The sequence below is a fragment of the Streptomyces sp. NPDC051636 genome (assembly GCF_044453765.1).
Classification (GTDB): Bacteria; Actinomycetota; Actinomycetes; order Streptomycetales; family Streptomycetaceae; genus Streptomyces.
This window is the reverse complement of sequence record NZ_JBITDA010000001.1, coordinates 592,883-615,282: the sequence shown is the minus strand read 5'-3', so window position 1 is coordinate 615,282 and position 22,400 is coordinate 592,883. Positions and strand designations below refer to the sequence as shown.

The 22,400-nt window shown below is 71.9% G+C and carries 19 protein-coding genes, 1 tRNA gene and 2 pseudogenes; 12 read left to right on the top strand and 10 right to left on the bottom strand.

Annotation, left to right across the window (positions count from 1 at the left end; all coding sequences use genetic code 11):
• The first annotated feature begins 18 nt into the window (after nucleotides 1-18).
• Nucleotides 19-792, top strand: a complete 774-nt coding sequence (locus tag ACIBBH_RS02910; RefSeq protein ID WP_399401487.1) for a CbtA family protein — start codon at nucleotides 19-21, stop codon at nucleotides 790-792.
• A 22-nt stretch (nucleotides 793-814) separates the two neighbouring features.
• Here ACIBBH_RS02910 and ACIBBH_RS02905 read toward each other — a convergent pair whose 3' ends face one another.
• The 3 genes from ACIBBH_RS02905 to ACIBBH_RS02895 all read right to left on the bottom strand — a co-directional run bounded on the left by ACIBBH_RS02905 (nucleotide 815) and on the right by ACIBBH_RS02895 (nucleotide 2,826).
• Entirely contained in the window at nucleotides 815-1,306 is a 492-nt protein-coding gene (locus ACIBBH_RS02905; RefSeq protein ID WP_399401247.1) for a DUF4396 domain-containing protein, read from the bottom strand.
• A gap of 136 nt (nucleotides 1,307-1,442) precedes the next feature.
• A complete protein-coding gene (locus ACIBBH_RS02900) occupies nucleotides 1,443-2,195 on the bottom strand; it encodes an MBL fold metallo-hydrolase (RefSeq protein ID WP_399401245.1) in 753 nt (250 codons plus the stop codon).
• A gap of 40 nt (nucleotides 2,196-2,235) precedes the next feature.
• Complete coding sequence (locus tag ACIBBH_RS02895; protein WP_399401243.1) at nucleotides 2,236-2,826, bottom strand: TIGR03086 family metal-binding protein; 591 nt, start codon at nucleotides 2,824-2,826, stop codon at nucleotides 2,236-2,238.
• Nucleotides 2,827-2,934: 108 nt separating this feature from the next.
• Here ACIBBH_RS02895 and ACIBBH_RS02890 point away from each other — a divergent pair, with 108 nt between their 5' ends.
• Nucleotides 2,935-3,177 carry a hypothetical protein gene (locus ACIBBH_RS02890; protein WP_399401241.1) on the top strand — a complete coding sequence of 81 codons (243 nt, stop codon included), beginning with the start codon at nucleotides 2,935-2,937 and terminating at the stop codon, nucleotides 3,175-3,177.
• Nucleotides 3,177-3,524 carry a hypothetical protein gene (locus ACIBBH_RS02885; RefSeq protein WP_399401239.1) on the top strand — a complete coding sequence of 116 codons (348 nt, stop codon included), beginning with the start codon at nucleotides 3,177-3,179 and terminating at the stop codon, nucleotides 3,522-3,524. The genes ACIBBH_RS02890 and ACIBBH_RS02885 overlap by 1 nt, the downstream gene beginning before the upstream one ends.
• On the opposite strand, the gene ACIBBH_RS02880 is transcribed toward ACIBBH_RS02885, so the two are convergent.
• Both ACIBBH_RS02880 and ACIBBH_RS02875 read right to left on the bottom strand, forming a co-directional pair.
• A complete protein-coding gene (locus ACIBBH_RS02880) occupies nucleotides 3,461-4,627 on the bottom strand; it encodes a hypothetical protein (protein ID WP_399401237.1) in 1,167 nt (388 codons plus the stop codon). The two genes, ACIBBH_RS02885 and ACIBBH_RS02880, sit on opposite strands and share 64 nt — an antisense overlap.
• Nucleotides 4,624-5,565 carry a 5-dehydro-4-deoxyglucarate dehydratase gene (locus ACIBBH_RS02875; RefSeq protein ID WP_399401235.1) on the bottom strand — a complete coding sequence of 314 codons (942 nt, stop codon included), beginning with the start codon at nucleotides 5,563-5,565 and terminating at the stop codon, nucleotides 4,624-4,626. Before ACIBBH_RS02875 ends, ACIBBH_RS02880 begins: the two co-directional genes overlap by 4 nt.
• A gap of 247 nt (nucleotides 5,566-5,812) precedes the next feature.
• Here ACIBBH_RS02875 and ACIBBH_RS02870 point away from each other — a divergent pair, with 247 nt between their 5' ends.
• The 7 genes from ACIBBH_RS02870 (at nucleotide 5,813) to ACIBBH_RS02840 (ending at nucleotide 13,417) form a co-directional block, all read left to right on the top strand.
• Complete coding sequence (locus tag ACIBBH_RS02870; RefSeq protein WP_399401233.1) at nucleotides 5,813-6,622, top strand: NAD-dependent epimerase/dehydratase family protein; 810 nt, start codon at nucleotides 5,813-5,815, stop codon at nucleotides 6,620-6,622.
• Between the two features lie 275 nt (nucleotides 6,623-6,897).
• Nucleotides 6,898-7,668, top strand: a complete 771-nt coding sequence (locus ACIBBH_RS02865; protein ID WP_399401231.1) for a DeoR/GlpR family DNA-binding transcription regulator — start codon at nucleotides 6,898-6,900, stop codon at nucleotides 7,666-7,668.
• Between the two features lie 96 nt (nucleotides 7,669-7,764).
• Nucleotides 7,765-9,138, top strand: coding sequence for an ABC transporter substrate-binding protein (locus tag ACIBBH_RS02860; RefSeq protein ID WP_399401229.1), 1,374 nt, complete (start codon nucleotides 7,765-7,767; stop codon nucleotides 9,136-9,138).
• Nucleotides 9,135-10,073 (top strand): carbohydrate ABC transporter permease, encoded by a 939-nt coding sequence (locus ACIBBH_RS02855; RefSeq protein WP_399401227.1) that lies wholly within the window; start codon nucleotides 9,135-9,137, stop codon nucleotides 10,071-10,073. Before ACIBBH_RS02860 ends, ACIBBH_RS02855 begins: the two co-directional genes overlap by 4 nt.
• Nucleotides 10,070-10,915: a carbohydrate ABC transporter permease gene (locus ACIBBH_RS02850; RefSeq protein WP_399401225.1), complete on the top strand. Its 846-nt coding sequence runs from the start codon at nucleotides 10,070-10,072 to the stop codon at nucleotides 10,913-10,915. The genes ACIBBH_RS02855 and ACIBBH_RS02850 overlap by 4 nt, the downstream gene beginning before the upstream one ends.
• Nucleotides 10,912-11,931, top strand: coding sequence for a zinc-dependent alcohol dehydrogenase family protein (locus ACIBBH_RS02845; protein WP_399401223.1), 1,020 nt, complete (start codon nucleotides 10,912-10,914; stop codon nucleotides 11,929-11,931). The genes ACIBBH_RS02850 and ACIBBH_RS02845 overlap by 4 nt, the downstream gene beginning before the upstream one ends.
• Before the next feature lie 292 nt (nucleotides 11,932-12,223).
• The gene (locus ACIBBH_RS02840; protein ID WP_399401221.1) at nucleotides 12,224-13,417 is read left to right on the top strand and encodes a TerD family protein; all 1,194 of its coding nucleotides are present in this window, start codon (nucleotides 12,224-12,226) and stop codon (nucleotides 13,415-13,417) included.
• Nucleotides 13,418-13,494: 77 nt separating this feature from the next.
• On the opposite strand, the pseudogene ACIBBH_RS02835 reads toward ACIBBH_RS02840, so the two are convergent.
• A pseudogene (locus tag ACIBBH_RS02835) lies at nucleotides 13,495-13,749 on the bottom strand (TetR/AcrR family transcriptional regulator); the annotation flags it as partial.
• A gap of 14 nt (nucleotides 13,750-13,763) precedes the next feature.
• Between ACIBBH_RS02835 and ACIBBH_RS02830 the strand changes: the two are divergent.
• Nucleotides 13,764-15,095: pseudogene (locus tag ACIBBH_RS02830) on the top strand (MFS transporter); the annotation flags it as partial.
• 47 nt (nucleotides 15,096-15,142) lie between these two features.
• Here ACIBBH_RS02830 and ACIBBH_RS02825 read toward each other — a convergent pair.
• From ACIBBH_RS02825 to ACIBBH_RS02810, 4 genes are all read right to left on the bottom strand, one after another.
• Nucleotides 15,143-16,726, bottom strand: coding sequence for a TROVE domain-containing protein (locus ACIBBH_RS02825; protein WP_399401219.1), 1,584 nt, complete (start codon nucleotides 16,724-16,726; stop codon nucleotides 15,143-15,145).
• Between the two features lie 332 nt (nucleotides 16,727-17,058).
• A tRNA-Met gene (locus ACIBBH_RS02820) sits at nucleotides 17,059-17,128 on the bottom strand.
• A gap of 45 nt (nucleotides 17,129-17,173) precedes the next feature.
• Nucleotides 17,174-18,613, bottom strand: coding sequence for an alkaline phosphatase PhoX (locus ACIBBH_RS02815; protein WP_399401217.1), 1,440 nt, complete (start codon nucleotides 18,611-18,613; stop codon nucleotides 17,174-17,176).
• A 234-nt stretch (nucleotides 18,614-18,847) separates the two neighbouring features.
• The gene (locus ACIBBH_RS02810; protein WP_399401215.1) at nucleotides 18,848-20,293 is read right to left on the bottom strand and encodes a hypothetical protein; all 1,446 of its coding nucleotides are present in this window, start codon (nucleotides 20,291-20,293) and stop codon (nucleotides 18,848-18,850) included.
• Nucleotides 20,294-20,565: 272 nt separating this feature from the next.
• Between ACIBBH_RS02810 and ACIBBH_RS02805 the strand changes: the two genes are divergently transcribed.
• Nucleotides 20,566-22,392: an endonuclease/exonuclease/phosphatase family protein gene (locus ACIBBH_RS02805; RefSeq protein ID WP_399401213.1), complete on the top strand. Its 1,827-nt coding sequence runs from the start codon at nucleotides 20,566-20,568 to the stop codon at nucleotides 22,390-22,392.
• Nucleotides 22,393-22,400 lie beyond the last annotated feature (8 nt).

The window sequence follows — 22,400 nt, the reverse complement described above, 5'->3', positions numbered from 1 at the left end:
TACGAGCCCATGGGCCCCCTGAATTCGGCAACGGTCCGAAACCTCCTGGTGCGTGGCATGCTCGCGGGTCTCGCCGCGGGCCTGCTCGCCCTCGTCGTCGCCTATTTCCTGGGCGAGCCGCGCGTCGACTCGGCCATCGCCTACGAAGAGGCGCACTCGCACGAGCACGGCATGGAAGCCGTCAGCCGCACGATGCAGTCCACCGGCGGCCTGGCCACCGGCGTCCTCGTCTACGGGGTCGCGTTCGGCGGCATCGCCGCCCTCGCGTACTGCTTCGCACTCGGCCGCATCGGCCGCTTCGGGCCGCGCGCCGGCGCGCTGCTCCTGGCGGCCGCCGGCCTGGTCGCCGTGTACGTCGTGCCGTTCCTGAAGTACCCCGCCAACCCGCCGTCCGTCGGCGACCCCGACACCATCGGCAAGCGCACCACCCTGTACTTCCTGATGATGGTCCTCAGCGTGCTGCTGTCCGTCACCGCGGTGATCATGGGCAAGCGCCTGGCTCCGCGCCTGGGCAACTGGAACGCGACGCTGGCCGCGGGGGCGTTCTTCCTCCTTGCCGTCGGCCTGGCCTACGGCTTCCTGCCGGCTGTCAACGAGGTCCCCAAGGACTTCTCGGCCACTTTGCTGTGGCAGTTCCGGCTGGCGGCCCTCGCCGTCCAGGTCACCCTGTGGACCGTCTTCGGGCTGGCCTTCGGAGTGCTGGCAGAGCGGGTGCTGGTCCCCAGGCCCGCGAAGGCGGTCGCACCGGAGGAGGGCGCTGCCCGCGGCAAGGCGGCTGCTGTACCCCGTTGAGGCCGCCGAGCCGTGGCGCGGGTCAGTGGTAGGCGTGCACGACGGCGTGTCCCTTGCCGCGGCCGATCATCCACCGGTTGAGGGGCGTGGTGACCAGGAACGCGAGGGCGAGGGAGAACGCCAGCGAGCCCCAGAAGAGGGCGCTGCTCAGGCCCGCGTCCATGGCCCCGGGGATGCTGACGACGACCGTGTTGTCGATCAGTTCCATCACGGCGATGGAAACGGTGTCGGCGGCGAGCGCCACCTTCAGGGCCTGCCGCGCCGCCAGGCCCGCCCGCAGGACGCCACGCATGGTGAGGGCGTATCCGAAGACGAAGGCGAGGGCGATGGACAGTGCCACCGTGGCGGCGTCGTGCAGCCCGGTCGCGGTGCCGATGACCATCCCGAGAACCTCGCCGATCGCGCATCCGGTCAGGCAGTGCAGGGTGGCCTGGGCGGCCATGCGCCAGCTCGGCCCGCGGCCCCCAGGGGCAGCATGTCCGGTGTGGTGATGCTGGTGGGTGGAGTGGTCCATGGTTCCCTCTTTCCAGGACGTCTCTCTCGCGGGCACCCACGTCAACCAGATACCCCCTGGGGGTATTCCCGCCCCTGCGGTACGATCCGCCGGCTGGTCGACGCCCTGGCCGAGTGAGGCTGCCGGGGCGGAAGGGTCAGACGGTTCTGGTCTCGCCCTCGCGGGCGGTGTCGGTGGGCCTCCCGGCGGCCACGGCGGCGCGGGCGGTCGCCGTCTCACGGGTGAGCGCGGGCCCGACGTGGGTGACGAGCAACTCCCGTACACCTGCCTCGCGGGCCACGCGCCCCGCGTCCTCCGGGGTCAGATGGACCTGTTCGCCTTCGCGATGCTCGTCGATGTCCGCCTCGCAGAGGAACAGGTCGGCGCAGGAGGCCAGTTGGGTGAGCGCGGCGCAGGGGCCGCTGTCCCCCGAGTACGCCAGGACGCTCCCCTGGCACTCGGCGCGCAGCCCGTACGCCTCGGTGTCGTGGGCGACGGCGCGGGCGGTGAGGCGGAGGTTCCAGTGCTGGACGGCGTGCTCGTCGTACAGGGGACGGAAATCCATGACCTCGCTCAGGAAGTCCACGTCCGGTCGGCCGAGGAATCCCGCCAGCCGCCTCGCGCAGTCCTGCGGCGCGTACACCGGGACGGGCGCGGGCGGGGTCAGTCCGCCGAAGGCGAAGGCATGGGCGGCGGCGAGCAGATCGGCGCTGTGGTCGGCGTGCAGATGCGAGATCCAGATCGCCGTGAGCCGCGCCGGATCCGTGTGCCGCTGCAACTCGGCGAAGGTCCCCGTCCCGGCGTCCACCCACACCTCGGCGCCCCCGCCGCGCAGCAGGTACCCGGAGCAGGGGCGGCCGGGCCCCGGGTGCGGGGAGGCGGTGCCGAGGACGGTGAGGCTGAGGGGCACGCAAGGAGCGTACGTGGCGCCGTACCGCCCTGCCTCGCGATTACGGCATCGTCGTCCACCCCGGATCCCGCCCGCTCAGCCCCACCGCCCGGTCCAGCAGCGGTGCGCCGTCCGGGACGGGGACGACCGGGCCGAAGATGCCGCCGCGGCCCGGGTCCTCGGCCGCCGCGAGGAGGAAGCCGTACGACGCCTCCAGCGCGGCCGGGTCGGGGGCGTACTCCTGGCCGGTGGCACGGGCCAGGTCCCAGCCGTGGACGACCAGTTCGTCGGCGGCGACCGCGCCCGCGACCGCACCGGGCAGGTCCACGCCGCCGGCGCGGGTCATGCCGGTCCAGGCGTCGGGGTCGCGCCAGGCCTCGGCGAGTTCGTCGAGGACCTTGGGCAGTTCCTCGCGCCAGCCGGGGCCGATGTCCGGCACGGCGGTGTCGGGGCTGGTGTCGGTGGTGACGCCCAGGTCCTTGCGGGCGGCGTCGCGGAAGGCGGTGGCGAGGCCGATCAGGTGGCCCAGCAGGTTGCGCACCGCGTAGTCCGGGCACGGGGTGGCGGCCGAGAGCCGCTCGTCGGTCACGCCCTCGGTGAGCCGTGCCAGGGCACGGGTCTGCGGGCCGAGGTCGAGGGTCGTGTCGGTCATGACGTGCTCCTCCGGGAGTGCGGTACCGGTACGGAGGGTGGACCGGCCGGGGCCGGGAAACTCATCGGTGCCGTTCCCGGCCGGTCGCTTTCCCGAGGCACCTTCCCGATGTCCGGGGGCGCCCGCCGTCTGTGGAGGCATCCCGCACTGCGCCCGCTGGTCATGGCCGGCGGTGCGGCGATGCTGTTCGGCGCCCCGAGCAGCACGACGGCATACGCCGTCGTGGACAGCCTCGGCCACTCCCCCGCGTGCACCGGTGTCCTGTACGCCGTGCAGGGCACCGGCTCGGTGGCGGTCGGACGCTGCGCCGGCTCGGCGAGCGGCGGTTCGCGGTGGGCGGGATCGCCCTGATGGCGGTCGCGGTGGCCGGGCGGGCGGTGCCGTCCGACGCGGTGGCGCCGGCGTGCAGCGCGGGGATCGGGCTCGGGCTGCCGTGCGTGCTGATCGCCGCGTTCACCGCCGTACAGCGCGAGACACCGGGGCCGCTGCTGGGCCGTATGACCGCCACCGCCCACACCCTGATGTTCACGCCGAACGGGCCGGCCGTCGGAGCGGGCCTGGTCGTACTGGTCGACCACCGGCTGCTGCTGATCCTGTTCGGCCTGGCGCTCCTCACCACGACCGCCGCACTCGCTCAGCGCGCGGACAGCGCCGCACGCACCGCCGCCAGGTCCGCGTCCGACGCCAACCCGGCGTGATACAGCCGTAGCTCCGTGGCCCCCTGCTCCCGCGCCCGGGCCGCGTCCGCCGCGAGGGTGTCCGGGCTGCCGCCCATACCGGAGACCACGGTGAAGCCGGCGGCGATCACGGCCCCCGCGCGGCCCTGATCGGCGAACGGCGTCAGCAGCCCCGTGCCGCCCGCGCAGGGCACCACCACGCCGTCCGCCACGGACAGGACGTGCGCGGGGTCCACGCCCGCGTTGGCGCCGCAGTGGTAGGACACCGGGTCCGCGTGCAGCAGGACCTGGAAGCCCTCGGGCGCGGCGGCGCGGACGGCGGCGACCGCCTCCTCCTGGAGCGTGCGGGCGGTCCGGTCGCGCCACGCGCGCGTGGCGGCCGCCGTCTCCGCGCCGAGGAGCCTCTCCACGCCCGCCCAGCCCCCGTCGTCGGCCGCGCCCTGCCACAGGGGCTCCAGCGCGGTCCGTACGGAGGCCGCCAGCGCGTCGGCGTCCAGGCCCTCCTCCGCGTAGCCGGCCCGGCAGTCGGGGCAGAAGCACAGCGCCATCAGGTACTGCCCGGTCTCGCCGAGGCCGACCCCGCCGGTCTTGTCGTGGGCGTGCAGGTGCTGCAGCCCGTACCAGCCGAGGGATTCCAGCTCCGTGCCGCGCGCTCCGGGCCGTACGGCGGCCTCGGCGGCCAGGCCCACCAGGTACGCGCGCGTGGCGGGCTGGGCGATGCAGGGCGCCCAGGGGTAGCGGTCGCCGTAGGCGTTGACGACCGAGGTGCCGGGGTGCTCGGCGCCGAGGCGGGAGTTGTGCGCGAGGACGACCCAGGTGTGGACGTCGAGGCCGGCCGCGACGAGGGCGCCGGCGGCCTCGCCGTAGGCGTCACCGGGGGCCCAGTCGCCGGCCGGGTACGGGCGCAGGGCGCGGTCCGCCCAGCGGTCGGGGTCGACGGGGTAGAGCACCGCCGCGTGCTCGGCGGTGATGATGCGGTGGCGCGGGTGGCGGGGGGTCAGCGCGCGCGTGGAGTGGTAGGCGGCGGCGAGGGTCACCTGCGCCACGCCGAGCGCGGCGATCCGCGCGGGGGCCGCCGGGTCCCCGTTGACGTCCCAGGGGTAGACGAACGCCGACGCCCTCACACGTCCTCCTCGAGCAGCGCGTACCCACGCTCGATCAGCTGGGCGAGCTGCTTGACATGGTCCTCGGCCGGCTCGTGCAGCGGGGGCCGCACCTCCCCCACGTCGAGGCCGCGCAGCCGTACGCCCGCCTTGACGAGGGCGACGGCGTAGCCGCGGCCCTGGGCGCGCAGTTCGACGAGCGGGCGGAAGAAGCCGTCCAGCAGGCGGTGGACGGTCGCCTCGTCGCCCGTCTCAAGCGCCCGGTGGAACGCGAGGGCGATCTCGGGCGCGAAGCAGAACACGGCCGAGGAGTACAGCGTGATGCCGATGCCGCGGTAGGCGAGCTGGGTCTGCTCGGCGGTGGGCAGGCCGTTGAAGTAGAGGAAGTCGCCGGGGGCCTCGGTGCGGACGGCGCTGACGATCCGCTGCATCAGGTCCAGGTCGCCCACGCCGTCCTTGAACCCGATGATCCCCTCGGTACGCGCCAGCTCGACCACGGTCGCGGGCGTGAAGACCGCGTTGTCGCGCTGGTAGACGATCACGGGCAGCTCCGTGGCGGCGGCCACCTCCCGGTAGTGGCGCAGGAGGCCCTCCTGGCCGGGGACGACGAGGTAGGGCGGCATGGCGAGCAGGCCGTCGGCGCCGGCCGCGCGGGCGAGTCCCGCGTACCGCACGGCGAGCACGGTGCCGTATCCGGCGCCCGCGACGACCGGTACGCGTCCCTCCACGGCCTCGACGGCCGCCCCTACGCAGGCCTCGAACTCCTCGGGCAGCAGGGCGTGGAACTCGCCGGTGCCGCAGCAGGCGAACACGGCGGCGGCCCCGGCCTCGACGCCCTGGCGCACGTGCGTGCGATAGACGCCGAGGTCGACGGAACCGTCCGGACCGTACGCGGTGACGGGGAAGAACAGCGGCCCCCGGGGGTCGCGGAGACGAGCGGCGAGAGGGGCTGGCGTCACGGGCTCTCCCTGTCGGTGCATATTTCTGATCAACGTCTACATTTCTGAACGCGCCCACGCTAAAGGCCCCACTCGACGCGGGTCAAGCACGCGAACGCGCTGATACAGGAGCGGATTTCCGCACTCCAACGCCGCACTTGACCACACACACCGGCCCTCCCTAGCGTGTCCATGCATGTGAATGTCGGACAAGAATCCGGACGTGCATGCGTCGATCCAGCCGCCGCCCGAGCCAAGGAGACCCAGGATGCCCGCTCCCCGTACCGTTCTGCTCACCGGCGCCGCCGGCGGGCTGGCCACCCTGATGCGCGGACTGCTTCCGGAGTACGGCTACGACCTGCGCCTGTTCGACGTGCGCCCCGTCGAGGACGCGCCCGAGGCGGTCACCGCGGACCTCGCCGACAAGGAGGCCCTGCGCGAGGCGGTCCGGGGCGTCGACGCGATCGTCCACCTCGCGGGCATCTCCCTGGAGGCGTCCTTCGAGAAGATCCTCAAGGCCAACATCGAGGGCACCTACAACCTCTACGAGGCGGCCCACCGGGAGGGCGTGCCGCGCATCGTCTTCGCCTCCTCCAACCACGCGGTGGGCTTCACCCCGGCCCCCCGGGGCGATGCCCCCCTCATCCCGATCGACACCCCGCGCCGCCCGGACACCTTCTACGGCCTGTCCAAGTCCTTCGGCGAGGACCTCGCGCAGTTCTACTGGGACAAGCACGGCCTGGAGACCGTCTCCGTGCGCATCGGCTCCTGCTTCCCCGAGCCGACCAGCGTGCGCATGCTCTCGGTGTGGATGAGCCCGGCCGACGGCGCCCGCCTCTTCCACGCGGCCCTGACCGCCGAGAACGTCGGCCACACCGTCGTCTACGGCTCGTCCGCCAACACGCGCCTGTGGTGGGACCTGACGACCGCGCGGGCACTCGGCTACGAGCCGCGGGACGACTCCGAGCCGTACGCCGGGAAGCTCATCGCCGAGCACGGCGAGCTGGACCCGGAGAACCCGGCCCACGCCCACCTCGGCGGCCACTTCGTCAACGATCCGCCGATCTGGCCGCACTGACGGCGGGCGCGGCGGAAAAACGACCCTGACAGCGGCGGGGCGGGCACCGAACGGGCCCGCCCGCCGCCGCCTTCGGGCACGGACACCGCCCGATCACACGTCCCCGGCCGAAGCCGCCCAGGTCCGAGGGCGGGCACACCCGACGGCGAACGGGCACACCCGGGCGGTATCGGGCAGGCAACAGACCTGGTCAGCGCCCGAGACCCGCTGTACAACTTCCCCCATGGGCCCCACCGGGCCCGAACGGGCAACACGGCGGGAAGGCGGTGTGAGGCATGAGCGGAAGAACGGCGGAAGAACGCCAGCGGGAGATCGTGCGAGCGGCACGCGCCACCGGCATGGTCGACGTCACCGCGCTCGCCGCCGAGCTGGGCGTGGCCAAGGAGACCATCCGGCGCGACCTGCGCGCCCTGGAGGACCACGGCCTGGTGCGCCGCACGCACGGCGGCGCCTATCCCGTGGAGAGCGCCGGGTTCGAGACGACGCTCGCCTTCCGTGCCACCAGCCACGTACCCGAGAAGCGCCGGATCGCGGCCGCCGCGGCCGAGCTGCTCGGGGACGCGGAGACCGTCTTCGTCGACGAGGGCTTCACCCCGCAGCTCATCGCCGAGGCCCTGCCCGCGGACCGGCCGCTGACCGTGGTCACCGCGTCCCTGCCGGTCGCCGGCGCGCTCGCCGGGACCGAGAACGTCTGCGTCCTGCTCCTCGGCGGCCGGGTCCGCCCCGGTACGCTGGCGACCGTCGACCACTGGACGACGAAGATGCTCGCCGGCTTCGTCCTCGACCTCGCCTACATCGGCGCCAACGGCATCTCCCGCGAACACGGCCTGACCACGCCCGACCCGGCGGTCAGCGAGGTCAAGGCCCAGGCGATCCGCGCCGCCCGGCGCACCGTCTTCGCCGGGGTGCACACCAAGTTCGGCGCGGTCAGCTTCTGCCGGTTCGCCGAGGTCGGCACGCTGGAGACGATCGTGACGAGCACGCTGCTCCCGGCGGCCGAGGCCCACCGGTACTCGCTGCTGGGGCCGCAGGTGATCCGGGTGTGACATCCCGACCCGGTCCGTAGATCAAACCCACTGCCCTCCAGAGCACATCCACGCCATAGCACGCCCCTTATCTCCCTATACGTCCAGGAGCGATCCATGCGAACCCAGAGCCGACGACGGCCGCCGCGAGCCATGCTCGCCCTGGCCGCCGCAGGGACGCTGCTCGCCCCGCTGCTCTCCGGCTGCTGGGTCGGTGCGGGCGGGTCCGGTTCCGGCGGCGACTCCATCAACGTCCTGATGGTCAACAACCCCCAGATGACCGAGCTGCAGAAACTCACCGCCGCCCACTTCACCAAAGAGACCGGCATCAAGGTCAACTTCACCGTCCTGCCCGAGAACGACGTCCGCGACAAGATCAGCCAGGACTTCGCCAACCAGGCGGGCCAGTACGACGTGGCCACCCTCTCCAACTACGAGATACCGATCTACGCCCGCAACGGCTGGCTGCACGAGATGGACACCTATGTCGCCAAGGACCCGGCCTACGACGAACAGGACGTCCTGGGGCCGATGCGCCAGTCCCTCACCGCCGACGACGGCAAGCTCTACGGCCAGCCCTTCTACGGCGAGTCGTCCTTCCTGATGTACCGCAAGGACGTGTTCGACGCCGAAGGCCTGACGATGCCCGCGCACCCCACCTGGACCCAGATCGCCGGCCTCGCCGCCGAGGTGGACGGCGCCAGGCCCGGCATGAAGGGCATCTGTCTGCGCGGCCTGCCCGGCTGGGGCGAGGTGATGGCACCCCTCACCACGGTCGTGAACACCTTCGGCGGCACCTGGTTCGACAAGGACTGGAAGGCACGGCTCGACGCCCCCGCCTTCGAAAAGGCGACGAAGTTCTATGTCGGCCTCGTCCGCGAGCACGGTGAGTCCGGCGCCGCCCAGTCCGGCTTCGCCGAGTGCCTCAACAACATGACCCAGGGCAAGGTCGCCATGTGGTACGACGCCACCTCCGCGGCCGGCTCCCTGGAGGCCAAGGGCTCCCCCGTCAAGGGCAAGCTCGGCTACGCCCCCGCCCCCGTGGAGAAGACCGAGTCCTCCGGCTGGCTCTACACCTGGGCCTGGGGCATCCAGAAGGCGTCCCGCAACCCCGACAAGGCCTGGAAGTTCGTCTCGTGGGCCTCCAGCAAGCAGTACGAGCAACTGGTCGGGGACGAGATCGGCTGGTCGAACGTCCCGGCGGGCAAGCGCGCGTCCACGTACACCAACGCCGCCTACCGCAAGGAGGCCGCCGCCTTCCAGGACATGACGAAGGACGCCATCGAGAACGCCCGCCCGAACGACCCCGGCGTGCAGCCGCGCCCCGCGCCCGGCATCCAGTTCGTCGGCATCCCCGAGTTCACCGACCTCGGCACCAAGGTCTCCCAGGAGATCAGCGCGGCCATCGCCGGACGCCAGTCCGTCGCCTCGGCCCTGAAGAAGTCCCAGCAGCTCGCCGAGCGGATCTCCAAGGAGTACGAGGGACGATGACCGCCACGACAACGGCCCCCGTGGCCGCACCATCCATGCGCACGACCCGCCGGCCCTCCGCCCGGCTGCGCGCCTGGGCCACCCGCGCCCCGCTGCTCCCCGCGCTGGTCTTCATGATCGCCGTGACCCAGCTGCCGTTCGTGGCCACGCTGGTGATCTCCTTCTTCGACTGGAACGCCCTCTACCCCAAGGCCCGCCACTTCACCGGCCTCGACAACTACCACCAGGTGCTCACCGACGCGGACCTGCGCCACTCGGTGTGGACGACCGTCCTGCTCACGGCCGCGGTGGTCCTGATCAGCCTGGTGCTGGGCCTGGCCCTCGCGCTGCTGCTGGACCGGCGGTTCCGCGGCCGGGGCGTGGTGCGCACGCTGCTGATCGCCCCGTTCCTCGTGGTCCCGGTGGCGGCGGCGCTGCTGTGGAAGCACGTGCTCTACAACCCCGAATACGGGCTGCTGAACGGCCTGTTGCACTACGTGGGCGGCCCCCAGCCGGACTGGATCTCGAACACGCCGCTGCTCGCGGTCGAGGCCTCCCTGGTGTGGCAGTGGACGCCCTTCATGATGCTGATCCTGCTCGCCGGCCTGCAGAGCCGCGACCAGCAGCAGATCGAAGCGGCGAGAGTGGACGGCGCGAGCGACTGGCAGATATTCCGCCATCTCACGCTTCCGCACCTGCGCCGCTACCTGGAGCTGGGCGCGCTGCTGGGCTCGATCTACATCGTCCAGAACTTCGACGCGGTCTTCACCATCACGTCCGGCGGTCTGGGCACCGCCAACCTGCCCTACACCGTTTACCAGAGCTTCTACCAGGCCCATGAGAACGGCCTCGCCTCGGCCGCGGGCGTGCTGGTGGTCATCGGCTCGATCGTCATCGCGACCTTCGCCCTGCGCGTGGTGTCGTCCCTGTTCCGCGAGGAGGTGTCCCGCGCATGAGTGCCATCGCCGTACGCGTCAGGAAGCACCGGGGCGTTGGCCTGGGCCTGCTGGCCTGGCTGGCCGGCATCGTCTTCTTCCTGCCCATCGCCTGGATGGCGCTGACGTCCTTCCACTCGGAGCAGGACGCGGCGACCAACCCGCCGTCCTTCGCGGCGTCGCTGACCCTCGACGGCTACCGCGAGTTCTTCGGCACCGGCGGCGGGGCGAGCCCCTGGCCGGCGCTGGTCAACTCCACGGTGGCGTCGGTGGTGTCCACGCTCTGCGTCCTGCTGCTGGCCCTCCCGGCGGCGTACGCGCTGTCGATCCGGCCGGTGAGGAAGTGGACGGACGTCCTGTTCTTCTTCCTCTCCACGAAGATGCTGCCGGCGGTGGCGGGCCTGCTCCCGATCTACCTGTTCGCCAAGAACACAGACATGCTGGACAACATCTGGCTGCTGGTCATCCTCTACACCTCCATGAACCTGCCGATCGCGGTCTGGATGATGCAGTCCTTCCTGGCCGAGGTCCCCGTGGCGGTGATCGAGGCGGCCCGGGTGGACGGCGCGCGCCTGCCGACGATCCTCGCGCGCGTGGTGGCCCCGATCGCCCTGCCCGGCATCGCGGCGACGGCCCTGATCTGCTTCATCTTCAGCTGGAACGAACTGCTCTTCGCCCGCGTGCTCACCGGCGTGGTGGCCGAGACGGCCCCCGTCTTCCTGACCGGCTTCATCACCAGCCAGGGCCTGTTCCTGGCCAAGGTGTGCGCCGCGTCGCTCGTCATCTCCCTGCCGGTGCTCGCCGCGGGGTTCGCCGCCCAGGACAAGCTGGTCCAGGGCCTGTCGTTGGGAGCCGTCAAATGAAGGCCGCCGTCATCGAGTCCGTGGGCCGCGCCGTCGTCACCGAGGTCCCCGACCCGACGCCCGGCCCCCGCGACGTCGTCGTCGAGGTCGCGGCCTGCGGGCTGTGCGGCACCGACCTGCACATCCTTCAGGGCGAGTTCGCGCCCAAGCTCCCGATCGTGCCCGGCCACGAGTTCGCGGGCGAGGTGGTCGGGGTGGGCACCCAGGTCACGGAGGTGTCCGTCGGCGACCGGGTGGCGGTGGATCCGTCCCTGTACTGCCACGAGTGCCGGTACTGCCGTACCGGCCACAACAACCTCTGCGACCGCTGGGCGGCGATCGGCGTGACCACGGCAGGCGGCGCGGCACGCTACGCCGTCGCCCCGGTCGCGAACTGCGTACGGCTGCCCGAGCACGTCCGCACCCAGGACGCGGCCCTGGTGGAGCCCCTGTCGTGCGCGGTGCGCGGTTACGACGTACTGCGCTCACGCCTGGGCGCGCACGTGCTGATCTACGGCTCCGGAACCATGGGCCTGATGATGCTGGAGCTCGCCAAGCGCACGGGCGCGGCGAGCGTGGACGTGGTGGACGTGAACCCGGCCCGGCTGGAGACGGCGCGTCGGCTGGGCGTCTCCGCGTCGGCGGTGAACGCGGACGAACTGGACCGGCCGCAGGGCTGGGACGTCGTCGTCGACGCGACCGGCAACGCGGCGGCGATCCAGGACGGCCTGGACCGGGTGGCCAAGGCGGGGACGTTCCTGCAGTTCGGGGTGGCCGACTACGCGACACGGGTGACCATCGACCCGTACCGCATCTACAACCAGGAGATCACGATCACCGGCTCCATGGCCGTCCTGCACAGCTTCGAACGCGCGGCCGAGCTCTTCGCGAACGGGGTGCTGGACCCGGAGGTCTTCATCAGCGACCGGATCCCGCTGGAGCGCTACCCCGAGGCGCTGGAGCAGTTCGCGGCGGGGGTGGGACGCAAGATCGTGGTGGTGCCGCAGGGGCTCGGCTCCAGCCCGTCCGGCGTTTGAGGACGAGGCCCGTTCAGGGCCGAACGGGGGTTGGGGTGAAGTCCCCAGCGGCAGGGGGTCCGGGGCTGCCCCCCGAAAACGGGGCGCAGGCGACGCAGCCCCCGCCACGGTCCAGGTGCGGAGCCCCTGGTGGGGTCGAAGGGGCGGAGCCCCTGGAGACGGGACGGGTAGGGGCGGCGGGGGCGAAACCCGTCGGCCCGCCCGCCGGCGGCCCGCGGCGGTCACTCCCCCGATTGACCGCCGGGTAAGGGAACGGTAAAGCGGGTTCGATCGTTCACCCGGCATGACAGCTATGACCCCTGGCTCGAACATCCCTCTGTCCGTCTCCCGCGTGGCGGTGGACGTCGCCGCGCCGGTGCGGCTCGACGTGTCGGGCCTGCTGCTGACCGCCGACGGCAAGGTGCGCTCAGACGACGACTTCATCTTCTACAATCAGCCCAGCGGGCCCGGCGTGACGTACCGGTCCGGCGGCGGGACCGCACCCGACGCGATCATCGTCGACACCGCCGCCGTCCCGCCCGGCATCGAGAAGATCGTCGTCACCGCGAGTCCGGACGCCGCGGGCCAGACCTTCCAGGGCATCGAGCCCACGGCGACCATCCGCAACGCGGACGACGGGTCCGCTCTGGCCACGTTCACGCCACCGCAGCTGGGCACCGAGACGGCGCTGGTGGTCGTGGAGATCTACCTGCGGGGCGGGCAGTGGAAGGCCCGTGCCGTCGGCCAGGGCTACGCCAACGGGCTCGCGGGCATCGCGACCGACTTCGGCGTGACGGTGGAGGAGCCGGCGCCGGCCCCGGCACCCGCTCAGACCCCGCAGCCGGTCACCGCTCCCCCCGCGCCGGTCACCGCTCCCCCCGCACCCGCGGTACCCCCGGCCCCGCCCGCGCCGCCCGCCCCCGGCGCCGGCAAGGTCAACCTCGACAAGGGCCGGGTCAGCCTGCAGAAGAACCAGACCGTCTCCCTCGTCAAGGGCGGCCGGCCGCTGCTGTCGCAGGTCAGGATGGGTCTCGGCTGGGAGCCCGCGTTCCGCGGCAAGGACATCGACCTGGACGCGTCGGTCATCGCCTACGGCCCGCAGCGCAACCACATCGACAGCTGCTACTTCGGCAAGCTCACGATCCTCAACGGCGCGGTCAAGCACTCCGGTGACAACCTCACCGGCGAGGGCGGCGGCGACGACGAGGTGATCGCGGTCGACCTCGGGCGTCTGCCGCAGGAGGTCACCGGCCTGGTCTTCACCGTGAACTCCTTCTCGGGCCAGAAGTTCACCGAGGTCGCCAAGGCCTACTGCCGCCTGCTGGACGCGGCGACCGGCGAGGAACTGGTCCGCTTCGACCTCACCAGCGCCGAGCCGCAGACGGGTGTGATGATGGCCAAGCTCGTCCGGCAGTTCTCCGGCGAGTGGGACATGACCGCGATGGGCGACTTCGTCAAGGCCCGCACGGTACGGAACATGGTGCAGCCGGCCGCTCAGGCCCTGTAAGCACTGGCAGGAAGCCCTCGTACCAAGCCCTCGTACGATGCCTGCGGGTGCCCCCGGCTCCCGGGGGCACCCGGCGCTCACTTCTCGGCGCCGGGCCGCAGCCCCTCCGTCAGCAGGGACAGATACCGGCGGATGTGCCGGCCCTGCGCGTTCGCCAGCTCGGACGCCGTCGCGATCCCGTGGGCCAGCCTCAGGACCTCGATCGGCTCGATGTCGGCCCGCAGGGTTCCCTCCGCCTGGGCCGCCTCCACCAGCCGGGTCGCCGCGTTCCGCATCAAGGTGCCGCACGCCGTGAGGGCGGCGGAGCCGGTTCCCGCCGTGACGGCCGAACCCTCGCTCCGCACCACCGTCATCCGCCTGGCTTGGCACCGCCCTCCTCGTCGTCGTCACCGCCTACCTGTTGGTCGGCTTCGACTCCACCGTCGTCAACGTAGCGCTGCCCGGCATCCAACAGGACCTGGGCTTCAGCCGCACCGGTCTGTCCTGGGTCCTCAACGCCTACACGCTCGCCTTCGGCGGCCTGCTGCTGCTCGGCGGACGCACCGGCGACATCCTCGGCCGCCGCCGCACCCTCACCGTCGGCGTGCTGCTCTTCGCCGGCTCCTCCCTGCTCGGCGGGCTCGCCACCGACAGCGCCTGGCTCCTCGCGGCCCGCGCGCTGCAGGGCGTCGGCGCCGCCCTCATCGCGCCCAGCACCTCGGCATCTACTCCTCCATGGCCGGCATCGGCGCCTCCGTCGGCCTGGTCCTCGGCGGCATGCTCACCTCCTGGGCGTCCTGGCGCTGGTCCCTCCTGAGCAACGTGCCCATCGGCATCGGCGTCGCCGTCGCCCTGCCCCGCTTCCTCACCGAGACCCCGCGCCACGCGGGCCGGTTCGACACGGCCGGCGCGCTCGCCGGAACCGCCGGGACGACCTCGCTGGTGTACGCGTTCATCCGGGTCTCGGAGACCGGCTGGAGCGACACCCAGGCCATGCTCGGCTTCGGCACCGCCGCCGCGCTGCTGGCCGGGTTCGTCCTCGTCGAGTCCCGCGCCGCCCAGCCGATCATGCCGCTGCGCCTGTTCGCCGACCGCAACCGGGCGGGCGGCTACACCGGCGTCCTGCTGCTGCCCGCGGGCATGTTCGGCGCGTTCTACTTCCTCACGCTGATCGGCCAACACGTCCTGGGCTTCAGCCCGTTGCGCGCCGGGTTCGCCTTCCTGCCGATGACGCTGGCGATGTTCACGGTCGTCCGCTTCGTACCCCGGCTGCTGGCCCGCCTCGGCGCCAAGCCGGTCCTGCTGACGGGCATGGCGCTGGTGGTCGCGGCGAGCCTGTGGCTGTGGCGGCTCGGCCCGGGCGACGGCTATGCGACCGGCCTGCTCGGCCCCCTGCTGCTCTTGGGCATGGGCGTCGGCCTGAGCTTCATGCCGCTCAACGCGACGATCCTCGCGGCGGTCGAGCCACGCGAGGCGGGCGCCGCATCGGGTCTGCTGCAGACCCTCCAGTGGCTCGGCGGCACGCTCGGACTCTCCGTCCTGGTCACGGTGTTCGGCACGGCGACCCGGCACGCCACCGGTTCCCCGGCCGAGATCCTGACCCACGGCGCGTCCCGCGCCTTCGGCGTCGGCGCTGATCGCGCTGGGCGCGCTGCTGGTGTCGGCGTTCGTGATCAGGGGGCGGGACGAACGGCCGTGAGTGGGTGTGGCCCGCACCCCGCGGAGAAGTGCGGGCCACGCCTGCGCTCAGGCCGCCCAGGGCCAGTCGGCGTCCCGAGCGGCTTCGAGCAGGGACACCATCCGGAAAGCCGCGTCCGAAAGCCCCCCGAAGGTGTGCCGGTTCCCCTTGCCCGACGGCCCGTGTCCCGCCCGGTAGCCCTCCAGGTTCCAGGTGTAGACCGGGACGTCGGCCGGGACCTGCTCGGTCGGGTCGCCGTAGTAGCTGTGCGCGTACTGCTCGTCGGTGACGATCAGCACTCGGTCGTGCTTGCGGTAGTGCTTGCGCACGGCCGCCGTGGTGTCGGTGCCGCCCAGGTTGCCGAAGCGTCCCAGGATCTTCAGCACCGACTCGCCCTTGGTGAACCGCACGCGCCGGCTCGTCGTCCCGAACTCGACGAGGTCCGCGTCCGCCGCGCGCAGTGCGAGCGCCGTGCCGAAGACGGCCGCCGCGTCGGCCCGGGTGAGCTGCGAACGGTCGGACACCTGCGAGTAGAACATCGAGCCCGAGCGGTCCACGAGCACCAGCGTCCGGCCGGGCAGCGCGGGCACGTTGGCCAGCGAGTGGCCGAGCGCCTGCTCCAGCGGGTACGACCAGCGCAGCGAGGGCGCGTGCTGGTATGCGGCGAGATACCGGAAGGGGAACTGCCGCGAGCGCGCGACCTCCGCCGGGTCGCTGATCCTGGCCGCGACCCGGGCCGCGACCTCGTCCGAGACCCCGGCCTCGTCGAAGTTGCGCAGGTTGCGGGCGAGCGCCATCGACCCCATGGACGGGATCACGGACTCCCAGGCCGCCTTGTCCATCGGTCCCTGGAGCCAGCCGGCCAGGGCCTCCCAGGTGAGGCCCGCCGCCGCCAGCCGCTCGGCGCCGTCGGGTGCCGTGACGACCGCCCGCCGCCGCTCGGGCGGCAGCGCCATCAGCTCGCGGTGCGCGGTGAGCACGGGGCTCGACGCGGGCGGTACGGCGGTGTCGGGGTGGTGACGGCGGTCGAGGGCGTACTGGAACAGCTCGCCCTGCCACGGCTTGTCCGGATCCGGCGCAGCGTGCACCAGGTTGAGGATGTCGCCGAAGCGGTAGCCCTTGGAGGCGGTGTCGTACTTCAGCAGCGACTTGCCGTGGTAGAGGCGGCGTACGGCGTCGGCGACCCCGCGCTTGACCGGCTTGGGGAGGGCGCGGCCGTACGTCGCCGTCCAGTACGCGAGCAGCTCGCCGGGCTCGTCCGGGCGCTGGAGTACGCGGTCCACGACGCGGCGGTTCGACGGACCGTCGGTGACGCCCGCGTCCAGGCGCGCCTTCACGTACTCGGCGGCGCCCACGATCGAGGCCGTGCGCATGTTTCCCTCGCCGCGCAGCCAGCCGAGCAGGCCGGCCGTCCAGGACGGGTCGGTGACGGCGAGCTCGCGCACGAGCGTGGCGAACCGGTCGTCGCGGTCGGCGCCGGTCTCGTAGAAGGTGTTCTGCCCGACCAGGTTGGACACGGCGAGCAGGAAGAGCTCGGAGCGCGCCTCACGCTCGCGTCCGCGGCCGCCCTCGTACGTACGCAGGACGCGCCCCGTGGAGGTGACGCGGGAGGTCGGCCGCGCCTTGGCGGCCTTGGTGTTGAACCGGGCCATGGTGAATTCCCCCGAATTCGTGGTTGCGTTGGTTTCGGGGGGAGGCGCAGCAAAAGGAGGATGCCCGAGGACAGAATTCGGCGACGGCACATAATCAGGCGCGTCTTCCATTTCCGCCACATCGACCCTGGGTCGATGACGGGATTCGAACCCGCAACATACCTGATCCACGAAGTACCCGTTGCCTTCGCACCGGGCACCCACCATGAGCTGCGCCTCCCGAGATCAGTTCCGCACCGGGAGGTGCGCGTGAAGTTGTGGTGTCCAGAGATCGAGGTCGGCGGAACCGACGTGTGGTGCTCTAACCCCTGAGCTACACCGGCTCGTTGTGCCGGTGGCGGGACTCGAACCCGCGGCCGCCCCATTATGAGTGGAAGTAGGTCCTGCCTTCGCACCTGGACATGCATCACTCTAGGAGGCGACCCGCGGGACGAGCGAGCGAATTAATTACCGCTTCTGGCGCTTCCAGGGGCCCGTGATGGCGAGCATGACGCCGGGATCCTGGATGTTGGCGAACAGGGTGCTGCCGTCGGGTGAGAAGGTGACGCCGGTGAACTCGCTGTACTCCGGCTCCGCCTCGGTGCCGATGTTGAGCTCGTTGCGGGCGATGGGGTACGTACGGCCGCTGTCGGTAGCGCCGAACAGGTGCTGGACGCCCTCGCCGTCCTCGGCGATGACCAGGCCGCCGTAGGGGGAGACGGTGATGTTGTCGGGGCCGTCGAAGGCGCCGTCGGCGGACGGGTCCGGGTTCACGCCGAGCAGGACCTTCAGGGTCAGCGTGCGGCGCCCGGGGTCGTAGAACCAGACCTGGCCGTCGTGCTGGGCGGGGCTCTCCTCGCGGGCGAAGGAGGAGACGATGTAGGCGCCGCCGTCGCCCCACCACATGCCCTCGAGCTTGCGGGCTCGGGTGATCCGGCCGTCGGTGAACTGCTTGCGGACGGAAGTGGTCCTGGCGTCACGGTCGGGGACGGTCACCCAGTCCACCCCGTACACCGTGCCGGTCCTCGTCGCCCGGGAGAGGTCGTCGACGAACTTGCCGCCGGAGTCGAAGCACTTGAAGGCCTGGAGCACGCCCGCGTCGTCGGCGAGGGTGCGCAGCATGCCACGGCCGTGGTGGAAGCCCTCCGGCGGGGTCCAGCGGTACAGCAGGCCGTTGGGGCCGGACGCGTCCTCCGTCAGGTACAGGTGGCCGCGCCTGGGGTCGACGACGACGGCCTCGTGGGCGTAGCGGCCGAGCGCCTTGACGGGCTTGGGGTCGCGGTTGGCGCGGCGGTCGGCGGGGTCGACCTCGAAGACGTACCCGTGGTCCTTGGTCATGCCGTTCTGGCCGGCCTTGTCCTCGGTCTCCTCGCAGGTCAGCCACGTGCCCCACGGGGTGTTGCCGCCCGCGCAGTTGGTGGAGGTGCCGGCGATGCCGACCCACTCGGCGACGTGGTCGCGGCGGACTTCGACGACCGTGCAGCCACCGGAGGCGGCGGGGTCGTAGACGAGGCCCTCGGTGAGCGGCACCGGGTACGTCCAGTTGGCGCGCGGGCCCTTCAGCTCGTGGTTGTTGACCAGGAGAGTGGCGCCGCGCGGGCCGCAGAACGTGGAGGTGCCGTCGTGGTTGGAGGGGGTGAACTCACCCGACTCCAGTTTGGTCCTGCCGCTGTAGGTGATGATCCGGTACTTGAAGCCGGCGGGCAGCGCCAGGATGCCGTCGGGGTCGGGGATCAGCGGCCCGTAGCCGACTCCGCCGTGCGCGCCGGCCGCCTCACCGCCCGCCTCGGTGTCGGTGGACGCGAGAGCGCCCGGCGCGGTGGCGAGGGCGCCGACGCTGCCCGCCAGTGCGACTCCGGCACCGGTGATCGCGGATTTTCTGGCGAAGTCCCTGCGGGTGAGCGACATGGTGTCTCCTGTGACGGTGTGCGTGCCGTGGAGGGTGGCGGACCTCGGGTCGGCGAAACAGTCCCGCCCGTCCCTGAACGGGAGTTGAACACCGGACGACTTCACCGGGCCCGCTTCCATGAATCCGTAATTACTCACCCACGGCCCGCAAAAGTCCCGCCGACTTCCGGCCGTTGCGGAAGACTTCGCTCGTTCGGCGTGCGACTGAGGCTGCCGCAGCCGCGACGGGTGACCTCAACCGCCGCGCTGCGACCGCGCCTTGAACGCCGCCTTCCTGGCCTCCTTCGCCACCCGCTTGTCGGGGTGGAGCCGCCCCATCGCCTCCAGGACGTCCGCCGTCGCCGGATGTTCCACCCGCCAGGCCGCCGCGAAGAAACCGCTGTGCTGGCGGGCGAGGCCCTCCACGAGGGCCTGGAGTTCCTCCGAGTTGCCCTCCGCCTGGAGCTGGGCGGCGACCGTGTCGATGGTCAACCAGAAGACCAGTTCCTCGGAGGGCGGCGGTACGTCGGCGGCGCCGTGTTCGCTCAGCCAGACCCGGGCGAGACCGCCGAGTTCCGGGTCGTCGAGCACGTCGCGCAGCGCCGGTTCGGCCTGGGCGCCGACCAGGGAGAGCGCCTGCTGGCAGCGCAGCCGGCGCAGCGGCGCGCCGGGGTCGCCGCCCCGCGCGGCGGCCAGCAGCTCGCGGGCGGCGGCGAGGGGTTCGCGGCGGGCGAGCCACTGCTCGGTCTCGGCCTGGGCGGCGGCAGGCGGGAAGGCGGAGGTGCCGTCGAGCAGGACGTCCGCGCCCTTGTCCGCGAGTTCGCCGACGGCGGGCGCCTCGAACCCGGCCTCCAGCAGCCGCGCCCGCAGCCCGTACGCGCCGAGCGGGGTCAGCCGGACCATGCCGTACCGGGTGACGTCGGTGTCGTCGACCGGTCCGGACGGCTCCCCGGCGGTTCCGTCGGGGCCGTCGGCGTCCGTCATCAGGGCCTCGTCGACCGGCTGGTACTCCACGAGCCCTATCGGCTCGAGCACCCGGAACTGGTCGTCCAGCCGCATCATGGCGTCGGAGACCTGCTCCAGTATGTCGTTGGTGGGCTCCCCCATGTCGCTGGGCACGATCACCGAGGCGGCCAGCGCGGGCAGCGGGACGGGGGTTCCGCCGGGGCCGTCCTCGCTGACGGTGAGCAGGTAGAGGTTGCCGAGGACGCCGTCGAGGAAAGCGGCCTCGGCTTCGGGGTCCCAGTCGAGTGACGAGAAATCGACCTCGCCGCCGGCGTCCATGGCGTCCACCAGACCGTCGAGGTCGGGCACGCTCGCGTCGGCGACCACGGTCTCCAGCGCGGCGAGCCACACCGCGAGGACGTCGTGCGGGGAGCCGCCGGTGAGCAGTGCGAGATCCTGCCCCGCGGCCACGGTCCCGGCCTCCTCGTCGGTGATCTCGACCAGGCCGGCGTCCAGGGCGACCCGCCAGGCCTCGCCGGCGAGCGCGGCGGCGTCGTCGCCGCTCAGTGACAGCGCTTGTGCGGCGGCCGGGAGCTGCTCGTCGACCAGCCCGCCCCCGGCGTCCACGCGGGTTTCGGGTCCGGCCCAGCGGGCGAGCCGGGCGGCCCGGGAGAGCAACGGCGTGGACAGCGCGTCGCGCGCCAGCTCCGCTTCGGGGTGCAGCCGCACCGGCGGCAGGGGGGAGCTGTCTGACATCGGCGGGTTCTCCTCGGACCTTGAAAGGCTTCAGCCGCTCAGCCTAGACGGATTTCGACCCATGCCGCCCGGTTCATCTCCCCGACGGGAGCCGTACATGGCCGAAACCTTGACAACTGGCCTGACCAAGCAGGAGATTGACGCGCGTAGAAGTCGGGGGACAACTGTTCACTCACGCGTTCCTCCGTTTCTACGCGTGTCATGCACGCTCCACTCAGGGCACGCTGTCCCACCCTCGTCCCGGCGCTCACGCATGTCCCCGGAGGGATCCCTTGCCGAGCAGGTCTTCCGCGCGCCTCGCCGCGCTCACCGTCGCCGCCGTCTGCAGCGCGGCGTCCACCATCGCCCTCACCTCGCCCGCACACGCGGACTCCGTGCGCATCCACGGCATCCAGGGCACCACCCGAATATCGCCGTACGCCGGCCAGAAGGTGACGGACGTGCCCGGCGTCGTCACGGCCACCCGCACCTACGGCTCGTCCCGGGGCTTCTGGATCCAGGACGCGGTCCCGGACGACAACCCGGCGACCAGCGAGGGCGTGTTCGTCTTCACCAGCTCCACCCCGAAGGTCGCCGTCGGCGACTCGGTCACGGTCACCGGCACGGTCTCGGAGTACGTGCCCGGCGGCGCCTCGACCGGCAACCAGTCGCTGACCGAGATCACCAAGCCGGCGGTCACGGTCCTGTCCAGCGGCAACACCGTCCCGGCCGCCACGGTGATCGACGCCGAGTCGGTACCGGCCGAGTACACCCCGGCCGGCGACACCGCCGCGAGCGGCTCCGTCAACGGACTGGCCCTGGACCCGTCGAAGTACGCCCTGGACTACTACGAGTCCCTGGAGGGCATGAACGTCCAGGTCGCCGACGCCCGCGTGGTCACCGCGACCGACCCCTACAGCGAGCTGTGGGTCACGGTGAAGCCGCACGAGCACCGCAGCCGCCGCGGCGGCACGGTCTACGGCTCCTACGACTCCCAGAACACCGGCCGCCTGCAGATCCAGTCGCTCGGCCCGACCGCCGACTTCCCGAAGGCGAACGTCGGCGACACGCTGACCGGCACCACCACCGGCCCGCTGGACTTCAACCAGTACGGCGGCTACACCCTGGTCGCCGGCCGGCTCGGCACCCTGAAGAGCGCGGGCCTGGAGCGGGAGACCACCCGCAAGCAGTCCCGCGGCGAGCTGGCGGTGGCCACCTACAACGTCGAGAACCTCGACCCGTCCGACGCCACCTTCGAGGAGCACGCCTCCGCGATCGTGAACAACCTCCAGTCGCCGGACATCGTGTCCCTGGAGGAGATCCAGGACGACAACGGCGCCACGGACGACGGCACGGTGGACGCGAGCGTGACCGTGAACAAGCTGATCGACGCGATCGTGGCGGCCGGCGGCCCGAAGTACGGGTGGCGCTCGATCGACCCGGTCAACGACCGGGACGGCGGCGAGCCCGGCGGCAACATCCGCCAGGTGTTCCTCTTCAACCCCGAGCGGGTGTCCTTCACCGACCGCGCGGGCGGCGACTCCACCACCGCGGTCGGCGTCACCAAGGAGCACGGCAAGGCGCGGCTGACGGCCTCGCCGGGCCGGATCGACCCCGCCAACGCGGCCTGGACCTCAAGCCGCAAGCCGCTGGCCGGGGAGTTCGTCTTCCGCGGCAAAACGGTGTTCGTGATCGCCAACCACCTCAACTCCAAGGGCGGCGACCAGGGCCTGACCTCGCAGTACCAGCCGCCGGTGCGCAGCTCGGAGGTCCAGCGGCACGCGCAGGCCACGGCGGTGAACGCCTTCGTCAAGGACATCCTGTCGGTCCAGAAGAACGCGGACGTCATCGCGCTCGGCGACATGAACGACTTCGAGTTCTCCGGCACCACCAAGATCCTCGAGGGTGACGGCGAGCTGTGGTCGGCGATTCTGTCGCTGCCGAAGAGCGAGCGCTACACCTACGACTACCAGGGCAACGAGCAGGTCCTGGACCAGATCCTGGTCAGCCCCTCGATCCGGCGCGGCTGCGACTTCGACTACGACAGCGTGCACATCAACTCGGAGTTCAACGACCAGATCAGCGACCACGACCCGCAGGTCCTGCGGTTCCGCCCGTAGCACCCGCG

Bases quoted from the DNA above. Each gene is read 5' to 3' on its own strand.
- ACIBBH_RS02890 (WP_399401241.1), top strand. From the start codon at position 2,935: ATGTCCGGGGGCGCCCGCCGTCTGTGGAGGCATCCCGCACTGCGCCCG.
- ACIBBH_RS02895 (WP_399401243.1), bottom strand. From the start codon at position 2,826: ATGACCGACACGACCCTCGACCTCGGCCCGCAGACCCGTGCCCTGGCA.
- ACIBBH_RS02815 (WP_399401217.1), bottom strand. From the start codon at position 18,613: ATGTCGCTCACCCGCAGGGACTTCGCCAGAAAATCCGCGATCACCGGT.
- ACIBBH_RS02810 (WP_399401215.1), bottom strand. From the start codon at position 20,293: ATGTCAGACAGCTCCCCCCTGCCGCCGGTGCGGCTGCACCCCGAAGCG.
- ACIBBH_RS02840 (WP_399401221.1), top strand. From the start codon at position 12,224: ATGACCCCTGGCTCGAACATCCCTCTGTCCGTCTCCCGCGTGGCGGTG.
- ACIBBH_RS02860 (WP_399401229.1), top strand. From the start codon at position 7,765: ATGCGAACCCAGAGCCGACGACGGCCGCCGCGAGCCATGCTCGCCCTG.
- ACIBBH_RS02855 (WP_399401227.1), top strand. From the start codon at position 9,135: ATGACCGCCACGACAACGGCCCCCGTGGCCGCACCATCCATGCGCACG.
- ACIBBH_RS02825 (WP_399401219.1), bottom strand. From the start codon at position 16,726: ATGGCCCGGTTCAACACCAAGGCCGCCAAGGCGCGGCCGACCTCCCGC.
- ACIBBH_RS02885 (WP_399401239.1), top strand. From the start codon at position 3,177: ATGGCGGTCGCGGTGGCCGGGCGGGCGGTGCCGTCCGACGCGGTGGCG.
- ACIBBH_RS02905 (WP_399401247.1), bottom strand. From the start codon at position 1,306: ATGGACCACTCCACCCACCAGCATCACCACACCGGACATGCTGCCCCT.
- ACIBBH_RS02870 (WP_399401233.1), top strand. From the start codon at position 5,813: ATGCCCGCTCCCCGTACCGTTCTGCTCACCGGCGCCGCCGGCGGGCTG.
- ACIBBH_RS02865 (WP_399401231.1), top strand. From the start codon at position 6,898: ATGAGCGGAAGAACGGCGGAAGAACGCCAGCGGGAGATCGTGCGAGCG.
- ACIBBH_RS02845 (WP_399401223.1), top strand. From the start codon at position 10,912: ATGAAGGCCGCCGTCATCGAGTCCGTGGGCCGCGCCGTCGTCACCGAG.
- ACIBBH_RS02850 (WP_399401225.1), top strand. From the start codon at position 10,070: ATGAGTGCCATCGCCGTACGCGTCAGGAAGCACCGGGGCGTTGGCCTG.